The sequence below is a fragment of the Algoriphagus sp. genome (genome assembly GCF_030694375.1).
Lineage (GTDB): Bacteria > Bacteroidota > Bacteroidia > Cytophagales > Cyclobacteriaceae > Algoriphagus.
Genome location: NZ_JAUXYL010000046.1, coordinates 64,027 through 86,325 on the forward strand (window position 1 = coordinate 64,027; position 22,299 = coordinate 86,325).

A 22,299-nucleotide genomic window follows, 5' to 3' on the forward strand; every position below is an offset into this window, starting at 1 on the left:
TTTCTCCATGGTTCTGACAAAAAGAAAACTCGCGCACATCGTCTTTGAATCCAATGACAAGGCCTCGAGGACTTTTGATATCGTGTTGCTTTGGTTAATTTTTGGCTCGATTATAATTGCCATTCTAGACTCTGTCGGCGAACTCCATCTGAAGTATGGTAGGATTTTTTACATGCTCGAACTCGGCTTTACTTTCCTCTTCACCCTTGAATATATCCTTCGCATTTGGCTGACCAGCAAAACCCTCAAATACGTCACGAGCTTTTATGGTATTGTGGATTTAATGGCAATTCTGCCGGTCTACCTCAGTTTTTTTATCGTCAATTCCCAATTGTTATCTGTCATCAGAGCACTCCGCCTGCTAAGAGTGATCCGTATTTTAAAGCTTGGAAGGTACCTCTCGGAGGCTAATTTTCTCCGGGAATCTCTCAAAGCCAGTGCAGCAAAAATTCAGATTTTCCTTTTTTCGGTATTGACTATTGTACTGATTATGGGAACACTAATGTTTGTAGTCGAAGGTCCCGAAAACGGTTATACCAGCATACCTGTTGGGATGTATTGGGCGATTGTTACGCTTACGACGGTAGGATTTGGAGATATCACTCCTCAAACACCGGTTGGACAGCTGCTGTCTTCTCTAATCATGCTGATGGGCTATGCCATCATTGCTGTGCCCACAGGAATTGTAAGTTCGGAAATGGCTAAAAGAAGAAATTCGGAGCATTTTGAACAGCTAAAAAGCTGTACCTCTTGTGGATTTGACCGATTGGAGCCAAATGATAAGTTTTGCCGGAAATGTGGACAAAAAACTGATTAAGTTGGGTTTTTTAGTTTCATGTGTAAGATTGGATAATCCATTCCTGCACCGTCCTTTTCAGAACGACCGACTACTTCAAATCCAGACTTCTCGTAGAGTTTTCGAGCAGTTTCGTTTTGCTCATTCACATCTACTTCTTTGCAATTCAATTTTACTTTAGCAAAGTAAAGTAGTAGCTTTCCCATTCCTTTTCCAATCCAAAAAGGATCCAAAAAAAGCATCTCAATTTTTCCGTTCAGCACCCCCAAAAAGCCCAAAACCTGTTTTTGGTCGTCCAAAAGACAGTGAACTTCAAATTCATTAAAGTCAATGGCCTCGACCATTTTTTTGATTTCCAGAAAATCCCCTCCTGTCAAAAATTCATGGGTAGCAAGCACTGACTTTTCCCAAACTGTGAGAATTTGCTTCCGAAACGGATGCTGATAGGGCTGGATTGAAAAATTTTTGGAATTCATCATTCTGTTTTTCTGGTCAATTTCAGGGAAGTTTTCCTTTCCACCCCATGTTTTGTGAGGCATAAATACTGCCTTTTCCGCTAAAAAAGTAAGCCACCAAACAGGCTAAGCCAAGGAAAATCCCCCCTTCATATCCAAATAGCTCCATGCCCATCACTGTACAAGCCATCGGCGTATTCGTAGCTCCTGAAAATACTCCGACAAAGCCCATACTTGCCAATAAGGCCAAGGGTAATGGAATCCACGCCGAAAGTGCATTTCCCAAGGTTGCCCCGGTAAAGAATAGCGGTGTCACTTCGCCTCCCTTGAAACCCGAACCCAATGTCAATCCGGTCAAACCGGTTTTAACCAACCAATCATACCAAGGCAAGGGCGTTTCGAAAGCCTCCACTATCCTGGGAATTCCCAAACCAATGTAAGTCGTCGTCCCAGAGAAGTACACAATCAAGGCAACCAAAGTTCCGCCTATGACCGGACGAAGGGGAGGGTAGGCAATAGTCTTTTTGAAAAATGCGGAAATGGCATGGCCTGTCTCGGCAAAGAGCCGGGCAGATAGTCCAAAGGCAATTGCCGCCGGAATAACCCAAGCCAAATTTACAAAAGAGTGAATCGGGATTTCCGGAATGGAATAATGCGTATGCCCAACTCCCCATGCCAATTCACAAGTCCAGTCCGCCACAAATGCGGCTAAAAAAGCCGGGAAAATTGATTCCCACCGAAACCTTCGTGTCATCATCCACTCCAGCGAAAAAATAGCTCCTGCCAAAGGAGTTCCAAAAACTGAGGCAAAGCCTCCCGCTATTCCACAGATAATGATCAGTCGTCTGTTTTCTTGATTGAGTGAAAACCACCTGGTCAGCTGATCTGCCAAGGATCCTCCCATTTGAACAGCCGTTCCTTCCCGTCCAGCCGATCCTCCAAAAAGATGGGTAATAATTGTCCCAAAAAGAACGAATGGAGTCATTCGCAAGGGAATAGGATTTTTGCTTTGGTACAGCTCTTCCAGCAGGAGATTATTCCCTTTTGTAGAATTGGCCCCATAATGGTAATAAACATAACCGATACCGAAGCCCGCTAGCGGGAGTAGCGCTATCAGCCAAAGATTTGCTTCTCGAAAATTTGTTGCCCAATCCAGAAAAACCAGAAAAATCGCAGATGCTGAGCCTGAAAGAATACCTACCAGAGTAGCCAGTCCAAGCCAAAGCGCAACGTATCTTGCTAATTCTTTTTCGTTCACGGTTAGAGATTTGGCGCAAAATAAGGTTCAAAACAGAAAAGTGTGTTAAAATCAAAGAAATAAACCCAAACTTAATGCTCGGACGTTTGTCTCGAAATCGTACACGTCAACCAATTCCGAGTTTTTAAGGTTACTTTAGAAATTGTCACTATGCAAAATATTTTAATCACCGGCGGATCAGGACTGGTAGGTCAGCAAATCACAGAACTACTTGAAAAAAAGGACTATCAAGTCGCGTGGCTGAGTAGAACTGCTCAATCTGGCCAAAATACTTTCCTCTGGAATATTGAAAAGGGAGAGATTGATCCCGAAGCAATGGAATGGGCAGACGCCATCATCCACTTGGCCGGTGCCGGAGTCGCCGAAAAACGCTGGACACCAGAACGAAAAAGACTGATTCTCGAATCCCGAACCCAAAGTTCCCAATTACTATTCAAAGCTTTGGAAAGTGCTGAAAATCGACCAAATACATTTATTTCTGCATCAGCTGTCGGATATTATGGCTTTAATACCGGGACTTCTCTAGTGGATGAGACCAGTGCAGCAGGTTCAGACTTCCTTGCCGAGGTCGTAAAAGCTTGGGAAAATGAAGTGAAAAAAATGGAAAGTCTTGACATCCGGACAGTCTTACTTCGGATAGGAATAGTATTGGATGCTGAGGGAGGCGCTTTAGGAGAAATGTTAAAACCACCGGTCGCTGCACCCCTTGGGTCAGGGGATCAGTGGATGAGCTGGATCCACATCGAAGATCTGGCCAGAATGTTTGTTTTTGCATTGGAAAAAACCACCCTACAGGGAGTCTATAATGCCGTCGCTCCCAACCCCGCAACAAATCAGCAACTCACCCAAGAAGCCGCACATGCCAAAGGAAAAACTTATATCGGGATCGGAGTTCCGGGTTTCGTTTTGAAACTAGTTTTGGGAGAAATGGCAGCAATGGTGCTTGGAGGCAATCGGGTTTCCTGCCAAAAAATTCAAAAGGCGGGATTTCAGTTTGAGTTTTATGAATTGTCCGCTGCGCTAAAAGACATATTTCGCAATTGATTGAATTTGTCAAACAAAATCTGAAGTATTTAGAATTCTTAGCCCTTTTATTTTTGAAAAATCTCGAATATTCTTCGTGATCAATACCAAATCCTCCACAATTGCTGTAGCTGCAATAATTGCGTCAGGTGTTTTGATGGAATAGTTTCTTCTGATCGCAATACAAGTAGATATGATTTCTTGGCTCAACTCAAATACTCGAGAATCGGAAATAAACTCCTGAATCAATGATTCAATGGTTGGATCTGCTTTCCATGACAAAAGTTCAATTTGAGAAATGATCGAAAGGCATGGACTCTTTTCAAAAATTGGATCTAAAAAATCTAAAAAATCTTGAGTTAGATTTTCTGAAAAATAATCGGAAATAATGTTTGAGTCAATCAAATATCCCCCCATTCATTTCTTGAAGTTTGAATGTGTTCCTTCAGGTCCAAACCTTGTTTTTTGGAAAGAATCCCCCTAAACTTCTTCTTCGGGAGAATGAGAGATTCTTTCGGTACTTTATTCAAAACTTTTATCCAATGTAATTCCTCTAAATGCGTCAACAAATCTTTTGCTTTTGGATTTGTGATCTCTATGATTACGGTGTCCTGCATTTTATAAATATCTGATATTTATGGTATAAGCACCAATTTTATTCAAAAGTTCGCCAGAAATCTTCAAGAAGTTTAAATCCTCTTATTCCTCCCAATCACAAACCAGAGAACCGTTCCCAAAAGAGGAAGTAAAAGAACAATTAAAATCCAAATCAGCCGGTCATTGGGATTGGCAAAGTTGCTTGTCACTACATCATAAATGGTATAGGCGTAAACGATGATTCCAAGAAATTTCCACATAGTCTAGTTTGTTTTAGAGTCTTTGCCCAAAATCAAATACGCGATCGGGCCCAAACCGTGAGCAAATAATAAAATGATAATCCAAATCAACTTCATGTTGGGGTCCTTGAAATTGGATCGAATCGCATCGATGAGGCAGTAGGCCCAAAGAATAAAATAGGCGATGGAAAACAATAAAAAGAGAACTAAAACTCCTCCCCCCATATTTTGAACAAATAATGTTGTCATTTTCGAGTTTATTTTTTTACGACTTTATTAAAATCGGGGTAAAATCTTCTTTTTTCTTTTGAACTGCTGCTCATGCTTAAATAAAGGAAAGTGCCGATCACTGGAGCAAAAAGTAACAGGATGATCCAAATCAGTTTTTGATTGGGACCCCGAAACTCGTTTCTTACGCAATCAAAAAGCGCGTAAACCCAAAATCCCAAGTAAAACAGGACTGATAATTGCCAAAACAGCAAACCATGCCCTGGAGTAATCAAATCCATATCGATTCTTCAATTATTTTTACCATCAGTCCAAAATAGCTTTTTTTGACAAAACTTAGTAAGAATTTAGTCCAAAGTTTAAAACTTAACCCATGAAGAAGTACACCCTTTCAGTGCTTTTAGCGCTATTCATCACTGCGGCTTTTGCTCAGGATCTGAATTATTATTTGCCCAAAGGTTATACTTACAATCCGGCTATTCCCACTCCAAAGCAAGTTTTGGGCTATGAAGTCGGCGAATGGCACGTCACGCACGACCAGCTCGTGATGTATATGAAAGCGGTGGCGGAAGCCTCAGACCGTGTGATTTTTGAGGAAACGGGCAGATCTTACGAAAAGCGACCACAGACACTTTTAACCATCACCTCTCCCGGAAATCTCACCAAACTCGATCAAATCAAAGCTGACCGAGCCAAACTACGTGATCCCGGAGCTACGGTAAATATCCAAAATATGCCGGTAGTCATGTTTATGGGTTATTCTGTACATGGCAATGAACCCAGTGGGGCCAATGCTTCGTTGGTGGCGGCGTATCACTTCGCCGCAGCAAATGAAATCTCAGCAGACCTGGAAAACATCGTCCTCTTGCTCGATCCTGCGATCAACCCGGATGGGCTCAATCGATTTGCCTCCTGGGTCAATTCCCACAAAGCCTACACCATGAACGGTGATCCAGCTCAGCGGGAACTCAATGAGGCCTGGCCACGTGGTCGTACCAATCACTATTGGTTTGATCTCAACCGCGATTGGCTACCTGTTCAGCATCCTGAATCAAGAAATCGGGTAAGAGTATTCCAAAGCTGGCTGCCAAACATCCACTTGGATTTTCATGAAATGGGGACCAACAGTACGTTCTTTTTTCAACCAGGCGTACCGTCAAGGATGCACCCTTTGACTCCTGCCAAGAATTTTGAACTAACCGAAAAAATCGGGACCTACCATGCTAAAGCCTTGGATCAGATTGGCTCACTTTACTACAATCAGGAAAACTACGATGATTTCTACTACGGAAAGGGATCCACCTATCCGGACGTACAGGGTTCGATAGGTATTTTATTTGAGCAAGCAAGCTCCAGAGGTCACCTTCAGGAGAGTGCCAATGGGATGCTGAGCTTTCCATTCACCATCCGGAATCAGTTTACAGCCAATCTATCATCCTACCAGGCTGCCAAAGAAATGCGAGTGGAGCTGAATCAGTGGATGAAGGATTTTTACAAAGGAATCAAGACAGAAACAGATGCAGATGCCAACAAGGCTTACATTTTCGGAGCCAAGGACGATGACGCAAGAAGCTTCCATTTGGCAGATTTGATCTTGCAGCATGACATCAAAGTCTTTTCCCTTAATGAAAATATCACCATAAACGGTCAGGAATTCAAAAAAGAAAGTTCTTACATCGTACCTGCCGATCAACCTCAATACCGGTTGATCAAAGCAATGTTTGAGACTCGGACAAGCTTCCAGGACAGCTTGTTTTACGACATTTCTGCCTGGACCTATCCAATGGCTTTTGATCTGGATTTCATGGCGCTCAACAGCAAAATCTTAAACCTTGCCAGTGTCAAGCAGGTCAATAAATCCGATTTTGCACTAACTCCCGGCAAAGTCATCGGCGATGCCGGAGCCTATCAATACGCGCTGGAATGGACAGATTATTACGCTCCAAAAGCAGCATATCAGCTATTGAAAGCTGGATTTTTGGTGCGCGTATCCAATGCAGAATTCACAACTCCTGAAGGAAAAACCTTTGGACGTGGCACCATTTTGATCGATAAAGGCGAGACGGGCATGGACAGTCAGGCGTTTTTTGCGAAGCTGAAAGAGGTTGCCCTTTTTGCTCATGTAGACATTCACGCAATCAGCACAGGCTACACAAGTGGGGTAAATATGGGCTCTACGTTTATAGCTCCTCTGAAAACCCCACAAATCGCCCTGCTTGTAGATGGTGGAGTGGACAGTGGCGAAGCGGGAGAGATCTGGCATTTACTTGACCAACGAATGCATATGCCGGTCACCTTGCTGCCTGTTAGCTCCGTTACTATGACCAACCTGGATCGCTACAACGTGATTTTGATGGCTGATGGTAACTATAATTCTCTTGGGAAAGTGGGTGCTGAAAAACTGAAAGAATGGACTTCCAAAGGAGGAACAATTGTGGCAAAAGGTGGAGCACTTCGGTTTTTGGCACAAAATGAAATAGGAAACTTCACCTTCCGAACAGTAGAGAATCAAGAAAAAGGCTTGCAAAAAAGCTATGCAAACTTCGAAAATGCGACTGGAGCGAAAGGAACTTTCGGGGCTATTTTCAAGGCAAATCTCGATGTAACCCATCCAATAGGATATGGGTATTCCAAAAAGGAAGTCTATACCTTCAGAAACGATAACTTCTTCATGGAGGTGTCTCCAAATCCATACGCAAACCCGCTGGTCTATACTGATAAGCCGCTTGCTTCAGGGTACCTTCATCCAAGCAATCTGCCGGGAATCCAAAATGGCAGCGTAATCCGGATTTCCGGTGTGGGAAGAGGAAGGATTGTGGGGTTTGCAGATAATCCAAACTTCCGGGCGTTTTGGTTTGGCACCAATAAGCTCTTCATGAATTCAATTTTCTTCGGTCAGGTAATTGACGGAGGCACAGCCCGATAAATCATTGAAATCCCGGATTTCCCTCCGGGATTTGTTTTTTCCCACTCAAAGAATTTATGCACCCATTTCCCCTCCAAATCAGTTTAATCGCACATGAATAAACCGCTGCGCTTGCTTTCCGGAAGCATTTTAGTTTTTAGCCTGACAACAGGATTTTCTGGGGCCCAGGAAATGAGCTTTGAAAATTATAATCCCCCCTCCACGCTTAAAGTCCCCGAAAATCCAAAAATCAGGGCAAAATTTCCTTTCATCGATATTCACAGCCATCAGGGAGGAATCAACAAAGGAAAAATCGATCAGCTCACATCCGAAATGGATGAAATCAACATGGGTATCATGATCAATTTGAGCGGTCGAGGGTTTGGTCAGGGGAATTCGAACGCCCAACAGGAATACATCAAAGGCATGATGGATGAGTTTAAAACTCACGCTCCTGGAAGATTTATGGTATTCACCAATCTTAATTTCAATGGCTTTGGCACCCCTGAATGGACAGCTTTGGCAGTAAAAGAACTCGGGGAAGATGTCAGTGCGGGAGCTGTGGGATTGAAGATTTACAAAAGCCTTGGGTTGAATTCCAAGGACAACAGCGGCAAACGCATCCCGGTAGATCATCCTGATCTGGATCCTGTCTGGGCAAAAGCCGGTGAACTGGGCATCCCTGTGCTGATCCACTCTGCCGATCCGGCGCAGTTTTGGGAGCCGATGGACTCCACAAACGAACGCTGGCTGGAACTGAAGCTTAACCCAAACCGCAAAAGATCAGCAACTGATCCGGCACCGTTTGAGCAAATTATAGACGAACAGCACCGCGTCTTTGCCAAGCATCCCAACACAACCTTCATCAACGCCCACATGGGCTGGATGGCCAACGACCTCGATGCCGCAGGTGCTCATCTGGACAAATATCCGAATGTGAACTATGAAATTGGAGCAATTATCGCAGAACTGGGACGCCAGCCAAGGCGTACAAAGGAATTTTTCACCAAATATCAGGACCGTATTCTCTTCGGAAAGGACGCTTACAACAAAGAGGAGTTTTACACTTACTTCAGGGTGCTGGAGACCGAGGACGAGTATTTTCCTTACTACAAAAAATACCATGCCTACTGGAAAATGTACGGATTGGGTCTGCCTGATGAGGTCCTGAAAAAAGTGTATTATAAAAACGCATTACGAATCGTGCCTGGACTGGACAAGACCTTATTTCCCGAGTAAAATGAACCGATTGGGGAATGTTTTAATGGGATTGGGAATTGCCTTGTTTTTCATTGGAATCACCTTTTGGTATTTAAATTGGCCTGATATGTTTCGGGGCAGGATCAGTGGACTGATGATTTTTGGTATTGGTTTTTTGGTCAGATTTTTTGGAAGAAAGAAAGAAGAAAAGGAAGGCTTGTCGTAAACTAAAAGGAGCCGATTAAAGCTGGTAAATTTGATCGATTTTGACTTTCGGGTTAAAATCCCGTAATTCTTTTATGTTCAAATCCGTGACATTTTTCAAGTTCAGAAAAGCAAGAATCAAGACTACCCTTAAATTTCTTGCCGCTTTATTTGTGATATTAATTGCAACAATTTTTCAAGACTACCTTCAGGCCAGATATAAGTCTTATTCTTTCTATTTTTCTGAGTCGCTGCTTTTTAATCTCTTTTGGGTTTTGATTCTTCCAGTCACTTTCTTGCTGCGATATACCTTCAGAAAGGCAAGGATCATTCTCAGGATTAACTCCAAATGGGCGGTCAGATCTCTTTTTGTACTCGTGGCTACGATTCTCCACCTTTTGCTTTTTTCCCTTTTAGTATTCTCAATTTCTGGTTTGTTCTATGATCATACTTTCGGTTTTTGGAGAAATCTAGTTTACTCGGTATCCAATGATTTCTACAAGTATCTACTGATTTACACTGCGGTTTCCTTGATTCCTCTGGAAAAACCCACGGATACTAAACTTCAAATACCCAGAGAGCATCCTGATTTTTTACTCCTACAGACCGGCAAAAAAACGGAGAAAGTGGCCACCGATTCAATTCTTTACATTTCTTCAGCCACACCATACGTTGAGTTTTTTACAGCTGAAAAAAAATATCTGCAACAGGGTTCGCTTATATCATATTCTAAAAAGCTGGATCCTTCTGTTTTTGTACAAATCCATAAAACCACTTTGGTAAATGTCCAAAAAGTAAATTCAATCATTTCCCGCGGCAACGGAGATTATGACCTTACACTTTCTAACGGTCCGGAACTGAGACTGAGTAGAAATTACGTCCACGACTTCCGAAGCAAATTTAATCGTGCTCACTCAGGTTGATATAGAATTCCCACAGGTCAAACCATCCATTTTGTCGGCCTCCAATTCTTTCTTTCAATTTGTAGGAAAAAAAAAGCGATGAACCGAATCCTGAAGAGATGCCTGATCCTCTTTTGTCTTTTCCTGAATTTTAATTGCACGGCTCAATCCCGAAAATTAGTCGGCGGAGGCTGTGAAGGTTGCGAAGCGATCTTTGAGTTTGGAGAGAAAAAACTTTCATCCATAGACACACTCCCAGATTTTGATAGCACAGAGCCCAAGCTCAAGTTGACAGGAACAGTATTCCATCTGGACGGAAAAACTCCGGCCAGTGGAGTCATACTTTACATCTACCACACCGACCGAACAGGCCTCTATCCCAGAACAGGTAATGAAACCGGTTGGGCAAGACGACACGGACATCTCCGAGGTTGGATAAAAACGGATCAAAGTGGGCGCTATACTTTTTACACCTTCCGCCCGGCGGCTTATCCTGACCGAACAGAGGCGGAACATATACACCTCACAGTCAAAGAACCTGACAAGAATGAGTATTACCTAGATGATTTCCTGTTTGAGGATGACCCAATTCTAACTCAGGAAAAACGGACCCTCCTGAGCAATCGCGGAGGTTCGGGAATTGGTATGCCAAAGCCGGAAAACGGAATACTCACTTTCCGACGGGACATTATTCTCGGCCTCAATATTCCTAACTATGAATAAGGTTGGGATTTCCATCTTGCTTCTTATCTTATGTTGCTGCGGGGAAAAGCCTGTATCCGATACTTCAAAAGTGCTTTTCCATGGTGAAAGCAGTCAATCCCAAGTTCAATTAGGTGAGTTGGACACGCTGAATTTAGACTTGCAGAACTCAAAACTATACTGGAAAGGAACCAAAATGCGGGGAGCCGGAAGCCATGAAGGTGAAGTTCACATCAGTCAGGGATTTATGTTGAAAGACAAAATTGGTTTGGTTGGAGGCAAATTTGAGGTGGATATGAGGACTATTTCCATCTCGGACATTCCCAAAACCGACCCGATTCCAATTAAAAATCTGACGGAGCATCTGATGCAGGAGGACTTTTTCGATGTGGATAACTTCCCAAATTCCTATTTTGAAATCACCGAAATTAAGACTCATTCCATTGAAAATCTGGAAGTATCAGGAAATTTAACCATCCGTGGAATCACTAAAAACATCACCTTCCCAGCCGTTCAAAAAGGTGATTTTATTGTTGCGCAATTTCTATTAGATCGCTTTGAATGGAATATCGCATACGAAGGGTCATGGACAGACCGAACCCTCGTGGATCGGGATATCCAATTTCGGATTGAATTAATGCTGGTAAATGGTAACTCTTCGGAGGTGGATATAAGGTAATTGTGAAGGAGTGGAACTAAGATTGTTTTAAACAATCACCACCGATCTTTCTAACTAACGCTCATATCACCACTACGCCTTTACCCAACATTTTCCGATCTAGAATTGCTCTCAATGCCTCGGGCGCTTCTTCAAGACTGTAAGTTCGTCCAATATGCTGCTTGATTTCTCCTTCCTGAATCCAGGTGACGAGTTGGCGGATATTCTGGAAACTGGTCTTGGACTCTAGTTTAGAAAACTCCCCCCAAAACACCCCTAAAATTGCACAACCTTTTAGCAAAGGCAGATTCATGGGGATTTGGGGAATTTCCCCGTTAGCAAAACCCACAACGAGGTAGCGCCCCTTCCAAGCCATGCCTCGGAGAGCGGATTCTGTGAATTTTCCACCGACAGGATCATAAACGACATCGACGCCTTTCCCAAGGGTGAGTTCTTTGATGCGGGTTTTGAGATCTTCTGTTTCGTAATTGATGGTGAGTTCGGCTCCTTTTTCCCTACACAGTACAAGCTTCTCCTCCGAAGAAGCGGCTGCGATGACTTTGGCTCCCATCAACTTCCCAAGTTCAACAGCTGCCAAACCGACTCCTCCCGCAGCACCCAGCACAAGCAAGGTTTCTCCGGCTTGAAGATTCGCCCGGTCTTTCAGCGCATGGTATGAAGTGCCATAAGTATACAGCGTCGTCGCTGCCACTTCAGGAGAAAGTCCGGGAGGCAGAGGAAAAACCCGATCGGAATCTACAGCGACTTTTTCCGCGAATCCTCCCCAACCGCAAAGTGCAAGGACGGGTTGTCCGATCTGAAAATTCTGCACTTGATCACCAAAAGCAATGACCTTTCCGGCGACTTCTCCTCCTGGAGCAAAAGGCAACTCAGGCTTAAACTGATACTTGTTTTGGATAATCAGGACATCCGGAAAATTGACCCCGCAGGCTTCCACGGCGATCAGGATTTGATTGGAAGCGAGAATGGGATCAGGAATTTCTTGGACAGCTAAAGTTTCAGGCAGGCCAAATTGGGTACAGAGAAGAGCTTTCATAATTTTAGGTTTGCCACGAAGGCACTAAGACACTAAGGATTATTTAAATTAAGGTTCAAAGCTTTTAATTACAATGAATTACAGTAAACCTACAGATTTTGAAGAGGAAATTTGGACAGCGGTAGTTCATGCAGCTTTTACCATTCACAAGGAACTTGGGCCAGGACTTTTGGAAAGGATTTATGAAGTCTGCATGGAGCATGAACTCAAAAAAGCAGGATTTGATGTAAAAAGACAAGTCAACATACCGATTTGCTATGACGGATTATGGTTTGATGAAGGACTAAGGCTTGATTTGCTTATAGAAGACCGTGTGGTTGTGGAACTTAAAGCTGTAGATGTGGTAAATCCTGTTTGGGAAGCACAAATCATCAGTCACCTCAAACTTTCAAAATTAAACCTGGGCTATCTGGTTAATTTTAACGTGCCATTAATCAAAAAAGGAATTCGGCGTTTTGTCAATACCTGATCTTCCTTGTTCCTTTTTATCTTCGTGGCAATTAAATTCTTCCTTGTGTCTTCGTGCCTTAGTGGCAAAATTCCCTTTTTTGCTTAAATCAAAAATTTCTAGGCAAATCATCCCGAAAGGAATAATTTTGAGCTCCTTAGAAATTAAAACCCCAAAATATGTCAGTATCCGATTTTATCGCAAATAATAAAGACCGATTTCTCAACGAACTTTTGGACCTCCTGCGAATCCCATCCGTGAGTGCTGATCCCAAATTCAAAAAGGATGTCTTTGCGGCAGCTCAATTTGTCAAAGAATCGCTGGAAAAAGCAGGTGCCGATGTGGCTGAAATCTGCGAAACGGCAGGCTATCCCATTGTTTACGGCGAAAAAATCATCGATCCTGCCTTGCCTACTGTCTTGGTCTATGGACACTACGATGTACAGCCGGCCGATCCCTATGAATTATGGGATTCTCCACCCTTCGAACCTGTGATCAAAAATACAGCAATTCATCCAGAGGGAGCCATTTTTGCCCGAGGATCAGCGGATGACAAAGGGCAGTTTTACATGCATGTGAAGGCTTTTGAAGCGATGATGACTTCTGGAGATTTGCCTTGCAATGTAAAATTTATGATTGAAGGTGAGGAGGAAGTCGGCTCGGACAACCTGGACAAATTCGTCCTAGAGAACAAAGAAAAGCTAAAGGCCGACGTAATCCTGATTTCTGACACACACATGATCAGCATGCAGGATCCTTCCATCACCGTTGGTCTCCGAGGCATGTCCTACATGGAAGTGGAAGTGACTGGTTCAAATCGGGATCTTCACTCCGGTACTTATGGCGGCGCAGTAGCTAATCCAATCAATGTCCTTTGCAAAATGATCGCATCGATGAAGGACGAAAATGAGCACATCACGATTCCCGGCTTTTATGAAAAAGTGCAGGAGCTGACAGAAGCTCAGCGAAACCGACTAAACGAGGCTCCTTTTGACCTTAATGAATATAAAGAAAAGCTTTCCATAGATGATGTCCATGGGGAAAAAGGCTACACGACCATCGAGCGGGTGGGAATTCGGCCGACCTTAGATGTAAACGGAATCTGGGGAGGCTACATTGGGGAAGGTGCTAAAACAGTTTTGCCTTCGAAGGCCTTTGCAAAGATTTCCATGCGACTTGTTCCTGATCAGGATTGGCATGAGATCGCAACACTATTCGAAAATCACTTCAAATCAATTGCTCCAAAATCTGTAAAGGTGAAAGTCAAAACCCATCATGGTGGAGCTCCAGCTGTGGTTTCTGACAGTTCGGTAGGGTACCAGGCAGCAGAGGCAGCGATGGAGGAGACTTTTGGCAAAAGACCGATTCCGACCCGTGAAGGAGGTTCGATTCCCATTGTAGCTTTATTTCAAAAGGAATTAGGATCTGATCCCATACTATTTGGCTTTGGATTGGATACAGACGCGCTTCATTCACCAAATGAGCACTATGGTGTCAAAAATTATTTTATCGGAATTGAGACTATAGCAGCTTTCTTTAGACATTTCAGAAAGCTGAGCGGCAAGTGATCTATGTCGCCAAAAACTTTGTCTTACTATCCTAACTTCGAACTTCAATACCTAAATCTTTGTTCGCCAAAGTAAATCCCAATTCCGCATGACCTTTAGCGCCCAAAAGATCGGCAAGCTCTTACTTCCGGTTTTTCTTTTGATTTCTTCAATTGCCCAAGCTCAAATGGTTAAGCCACCAAAGTGGACTTTCTCTTTAGAGCCAAAAGAATTGCAAGTTGGAGAAAAGGCAACTTTGGTCATGGAAGCAGAAATTCCCATGGGCTGGTATGTGTACTCCAATGATTTTGACAAAGATTTGGGTCCTCTTTTGACTGAATTTATTCCTGCGGAAACTGGAGATTATGCCGTGGAGGCGAAGTTAAAAGCCATCAATCCCAAGAAGAAGTTTGACGAAGTCTGGGAAGGGGAAGTAACCTATTTTATTGGAAAAGGTCGTTTTGAGCAGCCCATCATTATCAAAGCCACGTCCGGAACTATCAAGGGTTCACTCGAATACCAAATGTGTTCTGACTTGACCGGTCAATGCATCAACTATGAGCAGGATATTGAAATTAAGTTTACGGCCAAAGAATCTAGTCGTTCCGTTACCAACAGTTCTCCTACTTCTCCAGAAGCAGGAGTTAAACCAGATCTTAAACAAGAAACTGAAAAACTAAGCGCTGATAGTTCAAATAGCGAAAATATAGAAGGAGAATCTCCATTTTCCCTAAGTCCTGCTTCTGGAGAAGCAGGACAGCAAGAGGGAGAAGCAGGACAGCCAATAACTGAACCCCAAGATTTCACTGCCGAAGGCGAAAAAGAATCGCTCTGGGGATTTATGGTTTTAGCTTTTCTGGCGGGATTGGCAGCCTTGATTACGCCATGTGTGTTTCCGATGATTCCTATGACGGTGAGCTTTTTCACCGGAAGATCAAAATCGCGGGCGCAGGGAATTCGTCAGGCATTTATTTACGGCTTTTCAATAATTGCTATTTATACTGTTGCTGGAACTGCCGTCGCTGCGATCCAAGGACCTGAATTTGCCAATTGGCTAGCGACTCATTGGATTCCTAATGTCTTTTTCTTCCTGATCTTTATCTTTTTTGCTCTGGCCTTTTTGGGCATGTTCGAACTGACTTTGCCTTCCAGCTTTGTCAATAAAATAGATGCAAAAGCAGAGAAAGGTGGCCTTGGAGGCGTGTTCTTTATGGCATTTACGCTAGTGTTGGTTTCATTTTCCTGCACCGGACCGATAGTTGGTTCAATCCTGATTTCCTCTGCTGGAGGAGAATTAATTAAACCGGTCCTTGGCATGTTTGCCTTCGGGTTGGCCTTTGCAATTCCGTTTACCCTGTTTGCAATTTTTCCTGGATGGATGCAGCGCTTGCCAAAATCCGGTGGATGGTTGAATACAGTCAAAGTCGTGTTGGGCTTTTTGGAACTGGCTTTGGCCTTCAAGTTCCTTTCTATCGCCGATTTGGTTTATCACTGGGGTATTTTGGACCGGGATATTTTCCTAGCGATCTGGATAGTGATTTTCTCGGCTTTGGGCTTTTATCTTTTGGGAAAAATCAAATTACCGCATGACTCCAAACTGGAATACATCAGTGTTCCCCGGTTGCTTTTGGCCTTGCTTACTTTCACATTTGTAGTACACATGATTCCCGGACTTTGGGGAGCACCACTCAAATTACTGAGTGGCTATTTACCTCCGATCACCACTCAACAATTCAAATTAACAGGTGGAGCAGGATCTGAGGAAAGCTTTTCTACCAGTGGAGAAGTCATCAAATATGCCGATCGGCTCAAAATTCCTCATGGTATTCCTGGATACTTTGACTATGAACAAGCTTTGGAAGCAGCCAAGCGAGAAGGCAAACCGCTCTTGATCGACTTTACTGGACATGGTTGTGTCAACTGCCGAAAAATGGAGGAGAATGTGTGGGTTGATCCTCAAGTTCTAAAGCGACTTAAGGAGGACTTTGTAATGGTAGCTTTATACATCGACGAGCGTCTGGATTTACCGGAAAGCGATTGGTACACCTCTTCCTATGACAATAAGGTGAAAAAGACTTTGGGCAAGCAAAACGCCGATTTCCAGATCACCCGATTCAACAATAACGCACAGCCCTTTTATGTCATTCTAGATCATAAGGAACAGCTTTTAGCCAAACCAAGAGGATACAATACGGATATCGCTGCTTTTGTGGAGTTTTTGGATGGCGCGAAGAAAATTTTCAATGAAAAATAATCAATTTTCAATGTTCAAGGATCTCCTTTCCTTGAACATTGAAAATTGAGTTTGATAATTGATCATTGAAAAAGCCTCTGATCAAAAGGAAAATCTTTATAGCCAACAATCTTTATGGCCGAGAAGTCCAGATGATTAGAATTAATTAAAAAGTTAAAATCACCCGGCACAACTGCTGAAGGAACTTTAAGGACACAGCTTTTTCGCTCCGCAACAAAATCATCCCCGATCTTCTGAGTGTCCAGCAAATGGGGGAAGCTGTTCCACCCCTGAGGTAAATCATCAGTTTTCAAGGACGAGATGGAAACAGAATTCGGGATCTCGATTTCGACCATCACATAGTCTTTGGGCAAAATGGATAAGGAAAGATGTACTGCAACCTCCGCCATGGCCAAAGCGCGACTGTCCGCACAGTAGATGAGTTCAGTACCCTTGGAATTCCAACGGTTACCGGAGAGGGCTGCGCCTTTGCCTGATAGTTCTATCCCGTATTTTTTTCGAATGAGTCGAAAAACCCGCATCAGACAAATATCCCCCGATCAATGCGATGAAGCTCACTGAGCACCAATTCCTTGCCATAGGAATCCCTCAATAACTCTATCGGTCGTCTATTGCCGAGGGCATGACTTGCTGCATTAAGCCAGGCAGCAAAATCCTCCTGTGAATCAAAAACTTCCAAACCAACAGCAGTCACCTCTACCAGCTCGATGATTTTCTCGGAGTGAATCGATCTGAAGACATAGTCTGATTCTTTTTTGTAGCGCTGTAGAGACTTTAAAGAAATATCTAAAAAGTCTGACCATTCCTGATCCGAAAAAGGCGCCATATCCTTGATAGACATAAAAAGAGATGTAGGAATCCCCTGACGAATCACATCTACAACCAACATACGATCTGAAAAAAAACTACTCAAAGGAATCCCCTTGGTCAAGGCCGAATAACGGGAATATCTGGGGAGGCTTGTGACATAAGTGGCCATTTCTTCGGCTACCATATCTACTCTTTGATAATCAGAATCGCTCATGTCTTGGAAATTTGTCCTTTAATTTACGACAATTTTCCAAAAATGATTCGAAATTTTCAAATATTTATTAAAATATATAGACCTCCTAATCTCCAGTTTGTGTTTTCCCTAATCCAATCCAACTTTTCATGGACTTCGAAACCACCTTCACTTAGTTTTTAACTTGAGGTTCGGAGAAAAAATTTCCAAAAAGCTCCACAACTGATCTATTTCGACACTTAATTTAGGCATTGGATTAATAAAAGGAAATTTTATTTGGTCCAGAAACATACATTTGTACAAGCAAATAAGCAATTTTTGATTGCGGATAATTGGCGTTAGTTTTGTCTGTTCTCAAAAACTAACGATGGATAAATTCTCATACATTGCGAATGCTCATGTGACCTACATCGATGAGTTATACGCTTCTTACAAAAGTGATCCTGCATCAATAGACCCAAGCTGGAAAGAATTTTTTGACGGTTTTGATTTTGCCTTGGCAAATTACGGTCAGGATGAAAACGGATCAGAAGTGGCAAAATCTGCTTCTCAGTCAGTCCCTAAGAATGGTTCTTTAGCCACTCCGGGTACCATCATGGATATGGAGCAGTTGCCAAAAGAAATCAAAGTTCGGGCTCTAATCCATGCACATCGCTCAAGAGCGCACCTCAGATCCAAGACCAATCCTGTAAGAGAAAGACGAGACCGCAAGGCATTGATCGACCCAAAAGACTTTGGATTAGGTCAAGAGGACATGAACACAGAGTTCCAGGCTGGTAAAGAAATAGGAATCGGCACAGCAAAGCTTTCCGTAATTCTTGAGTCACTCAAAACCATTTATGAAGGCCCAATGGGCTTTGAATATTTGTATATCCGAGATCCTGAGATGCTGGATTGGTTTAAAACAAAGGTTGAAAAAGAAGCTTTAGCCTTCAATCCATCGGAAGAAGACAAAAAGCGCATTCTTTTTAAACTCAATCAAGCTGTAGTTTTTGAAAACTTTTTACACACAAAATACCTCGGCCAAAAGCGGTTTTCACTTGAAGGAGGAGAGAGCACTATCCCTTTTCTTGACGCAGTAATTAACACCGCAGCAAAAAATGGCGTAGAGGAAGTAATGATCGGAATGGCGCATCGCGGTCGTTTAAATGTCCTTGCCAATGTCATGGGCAAGACTTATGAGCAGATTTTTTCTGAGTTTGAAGGTACCGCGAAGCCTGATCTGACAATGGGTGATGGTGATGTGAAATACCACATGGGCTATTCATCTGATATTGTCACTCATGGCAATTTTAAAGTTCACTTAAAACTTGCTCCAAATCCATCTCACCTCGAAGCGGTCAATCCGGTTGTAGAAGGCTTTATTCGTGCCAAAATCGATCACGCACACAAGCATGACGCAACGAAGGCACTCCCTATCATTATTCATGGAGATGCGGCAGTTGCCGGACAAGGCATCGTCTATGAGGTCACACAAATGGCAGGTCTTAAAGGATATAATACTGGAGGAACGATTCACTTTGTGATAAATAACCAAGTCGGATTTACCACTGACTTTGACGATGCCCGTACTTCCATCTACTGTACCGATGTAGCCAAAATCATCGATGCTCCGGTGATCCACGTCAATGGTGACAATGCCGAAGCAGTAGTTTTTGCAGCAAAGCTTGCTGCTGAGTTCCGTCAGAAGTTCAGCAAAGACATTTTCGTAGATATGGTCTGCTACAGACGCCATGGTCACAATGAGTCTGACGAGCCAAAATTCACACAACCAGAACTTTACAACATCATCTCCAAGCATCCAAATCCGAGAGAAATTTATGTAAAGAAATTGACTGAGCGCGGTAATTTCGATGCGAAGATCGCAGCTCAGATGGATGAGGAGTTCCGCCAATTGCTTCAGGATCGACTAAACATGGTCAAGGAAAAGCCACTTCCGTATCAAGCCACCAAATTTGAAAAAGAATGGGCCAACCTTAGAAGGTCCAAGCCTGAAGATTTTGAATCCTCTCCGGAAACCAGCGTTTCCATTGAATCTATCAATAAAGTAGCTGAAGCTTTAACTTTTATCCCAAAAGGATTTAAGCCGATCAAACAAATCGAAGCTCAGATGAAGCAGCGAAAGGACATGTTTTTTGAGTCCAAAGAGCTTAACTGGGCTTCAGCAGAACTACTTGCCTATGGTTCCTTGCTTTTGGATGGAAAGACAGTCCGTTTGACCGGACAAGATGTGCAACGGGGCACGTTCTCTCATCGTCATGCGGTCATTCACGACGCAAATACCAATCAGCCTTTCAATTCACTTCTTGAATTGAAAGACAGAAAAGGTCAATTCCACATCTACAATTCTCTTCTTTCGGAATATGCAGTATTGGGCTTTGAATATGGCTATGCCATGGCAAATCCAAACGCATTGACCATTTGGGAAGGTCAGTTTGGTGATTTCGCCAATGGCGCTCAGACGATGATTGATCAGTTCATCTCTTCCGGAGAATCCAAATGGCAAAAGATGAATGGATTGGTCATGCTTCTTCCTCATGGCTACGAAGGTCAGGGACCAGAGCACTCCAATGCTCGTCCGGAGCGATTCTTGCAACTTTCTGCAGAATACAACATGGTCGTAGCCAATATCACCGAGCCATCAAACTTCTTCCACTTGCTGAGAAGACAACTCACATGGGAATTTAGAAAACCATGTATTGTAATGTCTCCAAAGTCACTACTGAGACATCCAAAAGTCGTTTCTCCGCTTTCGGAATTCACTTCAGGCAAATTCAGAGAAGTCCTTCCTGATACGGTGGTCAATCCAAAAGAGGTAAAGCGAGTTGTGCTTTGTACTGGAAAAGTATTCTATGATCTGGAAGAAGCTCGGGAAAAAGAGAAAATAAAAAATGTAGCTATCGTCAGAATCGAGCAGCTGCATCCACTTCCCAAAAACCAAATTCTTGAAGTGCTCAAATCCTACAAAGGTGCTGAGGTCGTATGGGTACAGGAAGAGCCAGAAAACATGGGCTATTGGAACTACCTCTTGAGGTTACTTTACAAGGAAATCCCAATGACCCTAATCGCCCGTAAACCAAGCGCTTCTCCTGCTACCGGATATAACAAAGTCCACGTAGAAGAGCAGAAAAATATTGTTTCTCAGGCGCTAAAACTTTAATCTTGATTACTTCCCCGATTGATTTCGGGGTTGTTTTTGATAAAAATCATACTAAACCTCCTTCCAAAATAACCCGAAGGGAAAAAATATAGAACCATGAGCAAAGAAATGAAAGTACCCACAGTGGGTGAATCGATCACTGAAGTCACTGTTGGGCAATGGTTTAAAAAAGACGGCGACCAGGTGCAATTGGATGAGATCCTTTGTGAATTGGAGTCCGACAAAGCAACTTTTGAATTCCCTGCTGAAGCAGCGGGGATATTAAGAATCAAAGCCCAAGAAGGTGATACCGTCGAAATTGGAGGCTTGATTTGCGTGATTGAAGATTCTGAAGGTGCTGAGAAATCTGCGCCAGCTGAAACTTCGCCAGCGAAAGAAACCCCTGCCGAAGCTCCGGGAAAAAAGGCTTCTGGCACTGGAGAAATCAAAGAAATGATCGTGCCTACCGTTGGGGAATCCATCACTGAAGTTACGTTGGCCAATTGGATCAAAAAGGATGGTGATTTTGTGACTTTGGATGAAATCATCGCAGAGGTGGATTCAGACAAAGCAACTTTTGAACTTCCAGCAGAGGCAACGGGAATTCTAAGACATGTAGCAAAAGAAGGCGATGTCTTGGAAATCGGAGGATTGATCTGCAAAATCGAGGTAACTGACGCTGCTCCTGCAAAAGAATCTGCACCTGCAGCTGCTTCTTCCACACCTGAAAAAACAACTTCGTCAAACGAGAATTACGCAACGGGGCATGCTTCTCCTGCGGCTTCTAAGATTTTGGCAGAAAAAGGGATCACACCTTCTGCAGTTTCCGGTTCCGGAAAAGACGGCAGAATCACAAAAGAGGATGCAATGGGCGCTCAGAAACCTGCTGCTAAACCAGAAGTTCAGGCTCCAAAACCTGTAGAATCAGCTCCTGCTGCACCTATCGTTCCTGGCGCTAGAAATTCACGTAGAGAGAAAATGTCATCGCTTCGCAAGACGGTTTCCCGTCGTTTAGTAGCTGTGAAAAATGAAACGGCTATGCTCACCACATTCAATGAGGTGAATATGAAGCCAATTATGGATCTGAGATCCAAGTTTAAGGATCAATTCAAAGAAAAGCATGGTGTAGGTTTAGGCTTTATGTCATTCTTTACCAAGGCGGTTTGTGTTGCCTTGAAAGAATGGCCTGCTGTAAATGCTCAAATCGATGGAAATGAAATGATTTTCAATGATTTCTGCGATATTTCTATTGCTGTTTCTGCTCCAAAAGGCTTGGTAGTCCCTGTCATCAGAAACGCCGAATCGTTGAGCTTTGACCAAATCGAAAAAGAAATCATGAGATTGGCAGGCAAGGCAAGAGACAACAAATTGTCAATCGAAGAAATGACAGGAGGAACATTCACTATCACCAATGGTGGAGTCTTTGGATCCATGATGTCCACTCCGATCATCAATGCACCTCAGTCTGCGATCCTTGGAATGCACAACATCGTGGAGCGTCCAATTGCTGAAAATGGTCAGGTTGTAATCCGCCCAATGATGTACCTGGCACTTTCCTACGATCACAGAATCATCGACGGAAGAGAATCGGTAAGCTTCTTGGTACGTGTCAAGCAGTTGCTTGAAGATCCGACAAGACTTTTGTTTGGTGTTTAAAAATTGTACTAAGTACAAAGTACCATGT

General features: G+C 43.2%; 21 protein-coding genes. 12 read left to right on the forward strand and 9 right to left on the reverse strand.

Going from position 1 to position 22,299, the window contains the following annotated elements; genetic code table 11:
• Positions 1–7: 7 nt before the first annotated feature.
• Positions 8–817 carry an ion transporter gene (locus Q8M62_RS19020; protein ID WP_304900290.1) on the forward strand — a complete coding sequence of 270 codons (810 nt, stop codon included), beginning with the start codon at positions 8–10 and terminating at the stop codon, positions 815–817.
• Here Q8M62_RS19020 and Q8M62_RS19025 read toward each other — a convergent pair.
• Together Q8M62_RS19025 and Q8M62_RS19030 are read right to left on the reverse strand one after the other, a co-directional pair.
• Positions 814–1,335: a GNAT family N-acetyltransferase gene (locus tag Q8M62_RS19025; RefSeq protein WP_304900291.1), complete on the reverse strand. Its 522-nt coding sequence runs from the start codon at positions 1,333–1,335 to the stop codon at positions 814–816. The two genes, Q8M62_RS19020 and Q8M62_RS19025, sit on opposite strands and share 4 nt — an antisense overlap.
• Positions 1,295–2,509 carry a voltage-gated chloride channel family protein gene (locus Q8M62_RS19030; protein WP_304900292.1) on the reverse strand — a complete coding sequence of 405 codons (1,215 nt, stop codon included), beginning with the start codon at positions 2,507–2,509 and terminating at the stop codon, positions 1,295–1,297. Before Q8M62_RS19030 ends, Q8M62_RS19025 begins: the two co-directional genes overlap by 41 nt.
• A 150-nt stretch (positions 2,510–2,659) precedes the next feature.
• Between Q8M62_RS19030 and Q8M62_RS19035 the strand changes: the two genes are divergently transcribed.
• The gene (locus Q8M62_RS19035) at positions 2,660–3,553 is read left to right on the forward strand and encodes a TIGR01777 family oxidoreductase (RefSeq protein ID WP_304900293.1); all 894 of its coding nucleotides are present in this window, start codon (positions 2,660–2,662) and stop codon (positions 3,551–3,553) included.
• 9 nt (positions 3,554–3,562) lie between these two features.
• Here Q8M62_RS19035 and Q8M62_RS19040 read toward each other — a convergent pair whose 3' ends face one another.
• From Q8M62_RS19040 to Q8M62_RS19055, 4 genes are all read right to left on the reverse strand, one after another.
• On the reverse strand, positions 3,563–3,949 hold the full coding sequence (locus Q8M62_RS19040) for a type II toxin-antitoxin system VapC family toxin (protein ID WP_304900294.1): 387 nt from the start codon (positions 3,947–3,949) through the stop codon (positions 3,563–3,565).
• 272 nt (positions 3,950–4,221) lie between these two features.
• On the reverse strand, positions 4,222–4,389 hold the full coding sequence (locus tag Q8M62_RS19045) for a PLDc N-terminal domain-containing protein (RefSeq protein ID WP_304900295.1): 168 nt from the start codon (positions 4,387–4,389) through the stop codon (positions 4,222–4,224).
• Between the two features lie 3 nt (positions 4,390–4,392).
• On the reverse strand, positions 4,393–4,617 hold the full coding sequence (locus tag Q8M62_RS19050; RefSeq protein ID WP_304900296.1) for a PLD nuclease N-terminal domain-containing protein: 225 nt from the start codon (positions 4,615–4,617) through the stop codon (positions 4,393–4,395).
• Positions 4,618–4,625: 8 nt separating this feature from the next.
• Complete coding sequence (locus tag Q8M62_RS19055) at positions 4,626–4,877, reverse strand: PLD nuclease N-terminal domain-containing protein (protein ID WP_304900297.1); 252 nt, start codon at positions 4,875–4,877, stop codon at positions 4,626–4,628.
• Between the two features lie 92 nt (positions 4,878–4,969).
• Between Q8M62_RS19055 and Q8M62_RS19060 the strand changes: the two genes are divergently transcribed.
• The 5 genes from Q8M62_RS19060 (at position 4,970) to Q8M62_RS19080 (ending at position 11,188) form a co-directional block, all read left to right on the forward strand.
• Positions 4,970–7,522, forward strand: a complete 2,553-nt coding sequence (locus Q8M62_RS19060) for a M14 metallopeptidase family protein (protein WP_304900298.1) — start codon at positions 4,970–4,972, stop codon at positions 7,520–7,522.
• Between the two features lie 93 nt (positions 7,523–7,615).
• Entirely contained in the window at positions 7,616–8,740 is a 1,125-nt protein-coding gene (locus Q8M62_RS19065) for an amidohydrolase family protein (protein WP_304900299.1), read from the forward strand.
• Between the two features lie 260 nt (positions 8,741–9,000).
• On the forward strand, positions 9,001–9,828 hold the full coding sequence (locus tag Q8M62_RS19070) for a LytTR family DNA-binding domain-containing protein (protein WP_304900300.1): 828 nt from the start codon (positions 9,001–9,003) through the stop codon (positions 9,826–9,828).
• Between the two features lie 78 nt (positions 9,829–9,906).
• Positions 9,907–10,530: an intradiol ring-cleavage dioxygenase gene (locus Q8M62_RS19075; RefSeq protein ID WP_304900301.1), complete on the forward strand. Its 624-nt coding sequence runs from the start codon at positions 9,907–9,909 to the stop codon at positions 10,528–10,530.
• The gene (locus Q8M62_RS19080) at positions 10,523–11,188 is read left to right on the forward strand and encodes a YceI family protein (RefSeq protein WP_304900302.1); all 666 of its coding nucleotides are present in this window, start codon (positions 10,523–10,525) and stop codon (positions 11,186–11,188) included. The genes Q8M62_RS19075 and Q8M62_RS19080 overlap by 8 nt, the downstream gene beginning before the upstream one ends.
• A gap of 61 nt (positions 11,189–11,249) precedes the next feature.
• On the opposite strand, the gene Q8M62_RS19085 is transcribed toward Q8M62_RS19080, so the two are convergent.
• Positions 11,250–12,224 carry an NADPH:quinone oxidoreductase family protein gene (locus Q8M62_RS19085; RefSeq protein ID WP_304900303.1) on the reverse strand — a complete coding sequence of 325 codons (975 nt, stop codon included), beginning with the start codon at positions 12,222–12,224 and terminating at the stop codon, positions 11,250–11,252.
• Positions 12,225–12,297: 73 nt separating this feature from the next.
• Here Q8M62_RS19085 and Q8M62_RS19090 point away from each other — a divergent pair, with 73 nt between their 5' ends.
• From Q8M62_RS19090 to Q8M62_RS19100, 3 genes are all read left to right on the forward strand, one after another.
• Positions 12,298–12,693 (forward strand): GxxExxY protein, encoded by a 396-nt coding sequence (locus tag Q8M62_RS19090; RefSeq protein ID WP_304900304.1) that lies wholly within the window; start codon positions 12,298–12,300, stop codon positions 12,691–12,693.
• 158 nt (positions 12,694–12,851) lie between these two features.
• Positions 12,852–14,240, forward strand: coding sequence for a dipeptidase (locus Q8M62_RS19095; RefSeq protein ID WP_304900305.1), 1,389 nt, complete (start codon positions 12,852–12,854; stop codon positions 14,238–14,240).
• An 88-nt stretch (positions 14,241–14,328) separates the two neighbouring features.
• Positions 14,329–16,473 carry a cytochrome c biogenesis protein CcdA gene (locus Q8M62_RS19100; RefSeq protein ID WP_304900306.1) on the forward strand — a complete coding sequence of 715 codons (2,145 nt, stop codon included), beginning with the start codon at positions 14,329–14,331 and terminating at the stop codon, positions 16,471–16,473.
• 62 nt (positions 16,474–16,535) lie between these two features.
• Here Q8M62_RS19100 and Q8M62_RS19105 read toward each other — a convergent pair whose 3' ends face one another.
• Both Q8M62_RS19105 and Q8M62_RS19110 read right to left on the reverse strand, forming a co-directional pair.
• Complete coding sequence (locus Q8M62_RS19105; RefSeq protein WP_304900307.1) at positions 16,536–16,994, reverse strand: RES family NAD+ phosphorylase; 459 nt, start codon at positions 16,992–16,994, stop codon at positions 16,536–16,538.
• Complete coding sequence (locus tag Q8M62_RS19110) at positions 16,994–17,497, reverse strand: antitoxin Xre/MbcA/ParS toxin-binding domain-containing protein (protein ID WP_304900308.1); 504 nt, start codon at positions 17,495–17,497, stop codon at positions 16,994–16,996. The genes Q8M62_RS19105 and Q8M62_RS19110 overlap by 1 nt, the downstream gene beginning before the upstream one ends.
• A 346-nt stretch (positions 17,498–17,843) precedes the next feature.
• On the opposite strand from Q8M62_RS19110, the gene Q8M62_RS19115 reads away from it, so the two are divergent.
• Together Q8M62_RS19115 and odhB are read left to right on the forward strand one after the other, a co-directional pair.
• Positions 17,844–20,636, forward strand: coding sequence for a 2-oxoglutarate dehydrogenase E1 component (locus tag Q8M62_RS19115; protein WP_304900309.1), 2,793 nt, complete (start codon positions 17,844–17,846; stop codon positions 20,634–20,636).
• Between the two features lie 96 nt (positions 20,637–20,732).
• On the forward strand, positions 20,733–22,271 hold the full coding sequence (odhB, locus tag Q8M62_RS19120; protein ID WP_304900310.1) for a 2-oxoglutarate dehydrogenase complex dihydrolipoyllysine-residue succinyltransferase: 1,539 nt from the start codon (positions 20,733–20,735) through the stop codon (positions 22,269–22,271).
• Positions 22,272–22,299: the final 28 nt, after the last annotated feature.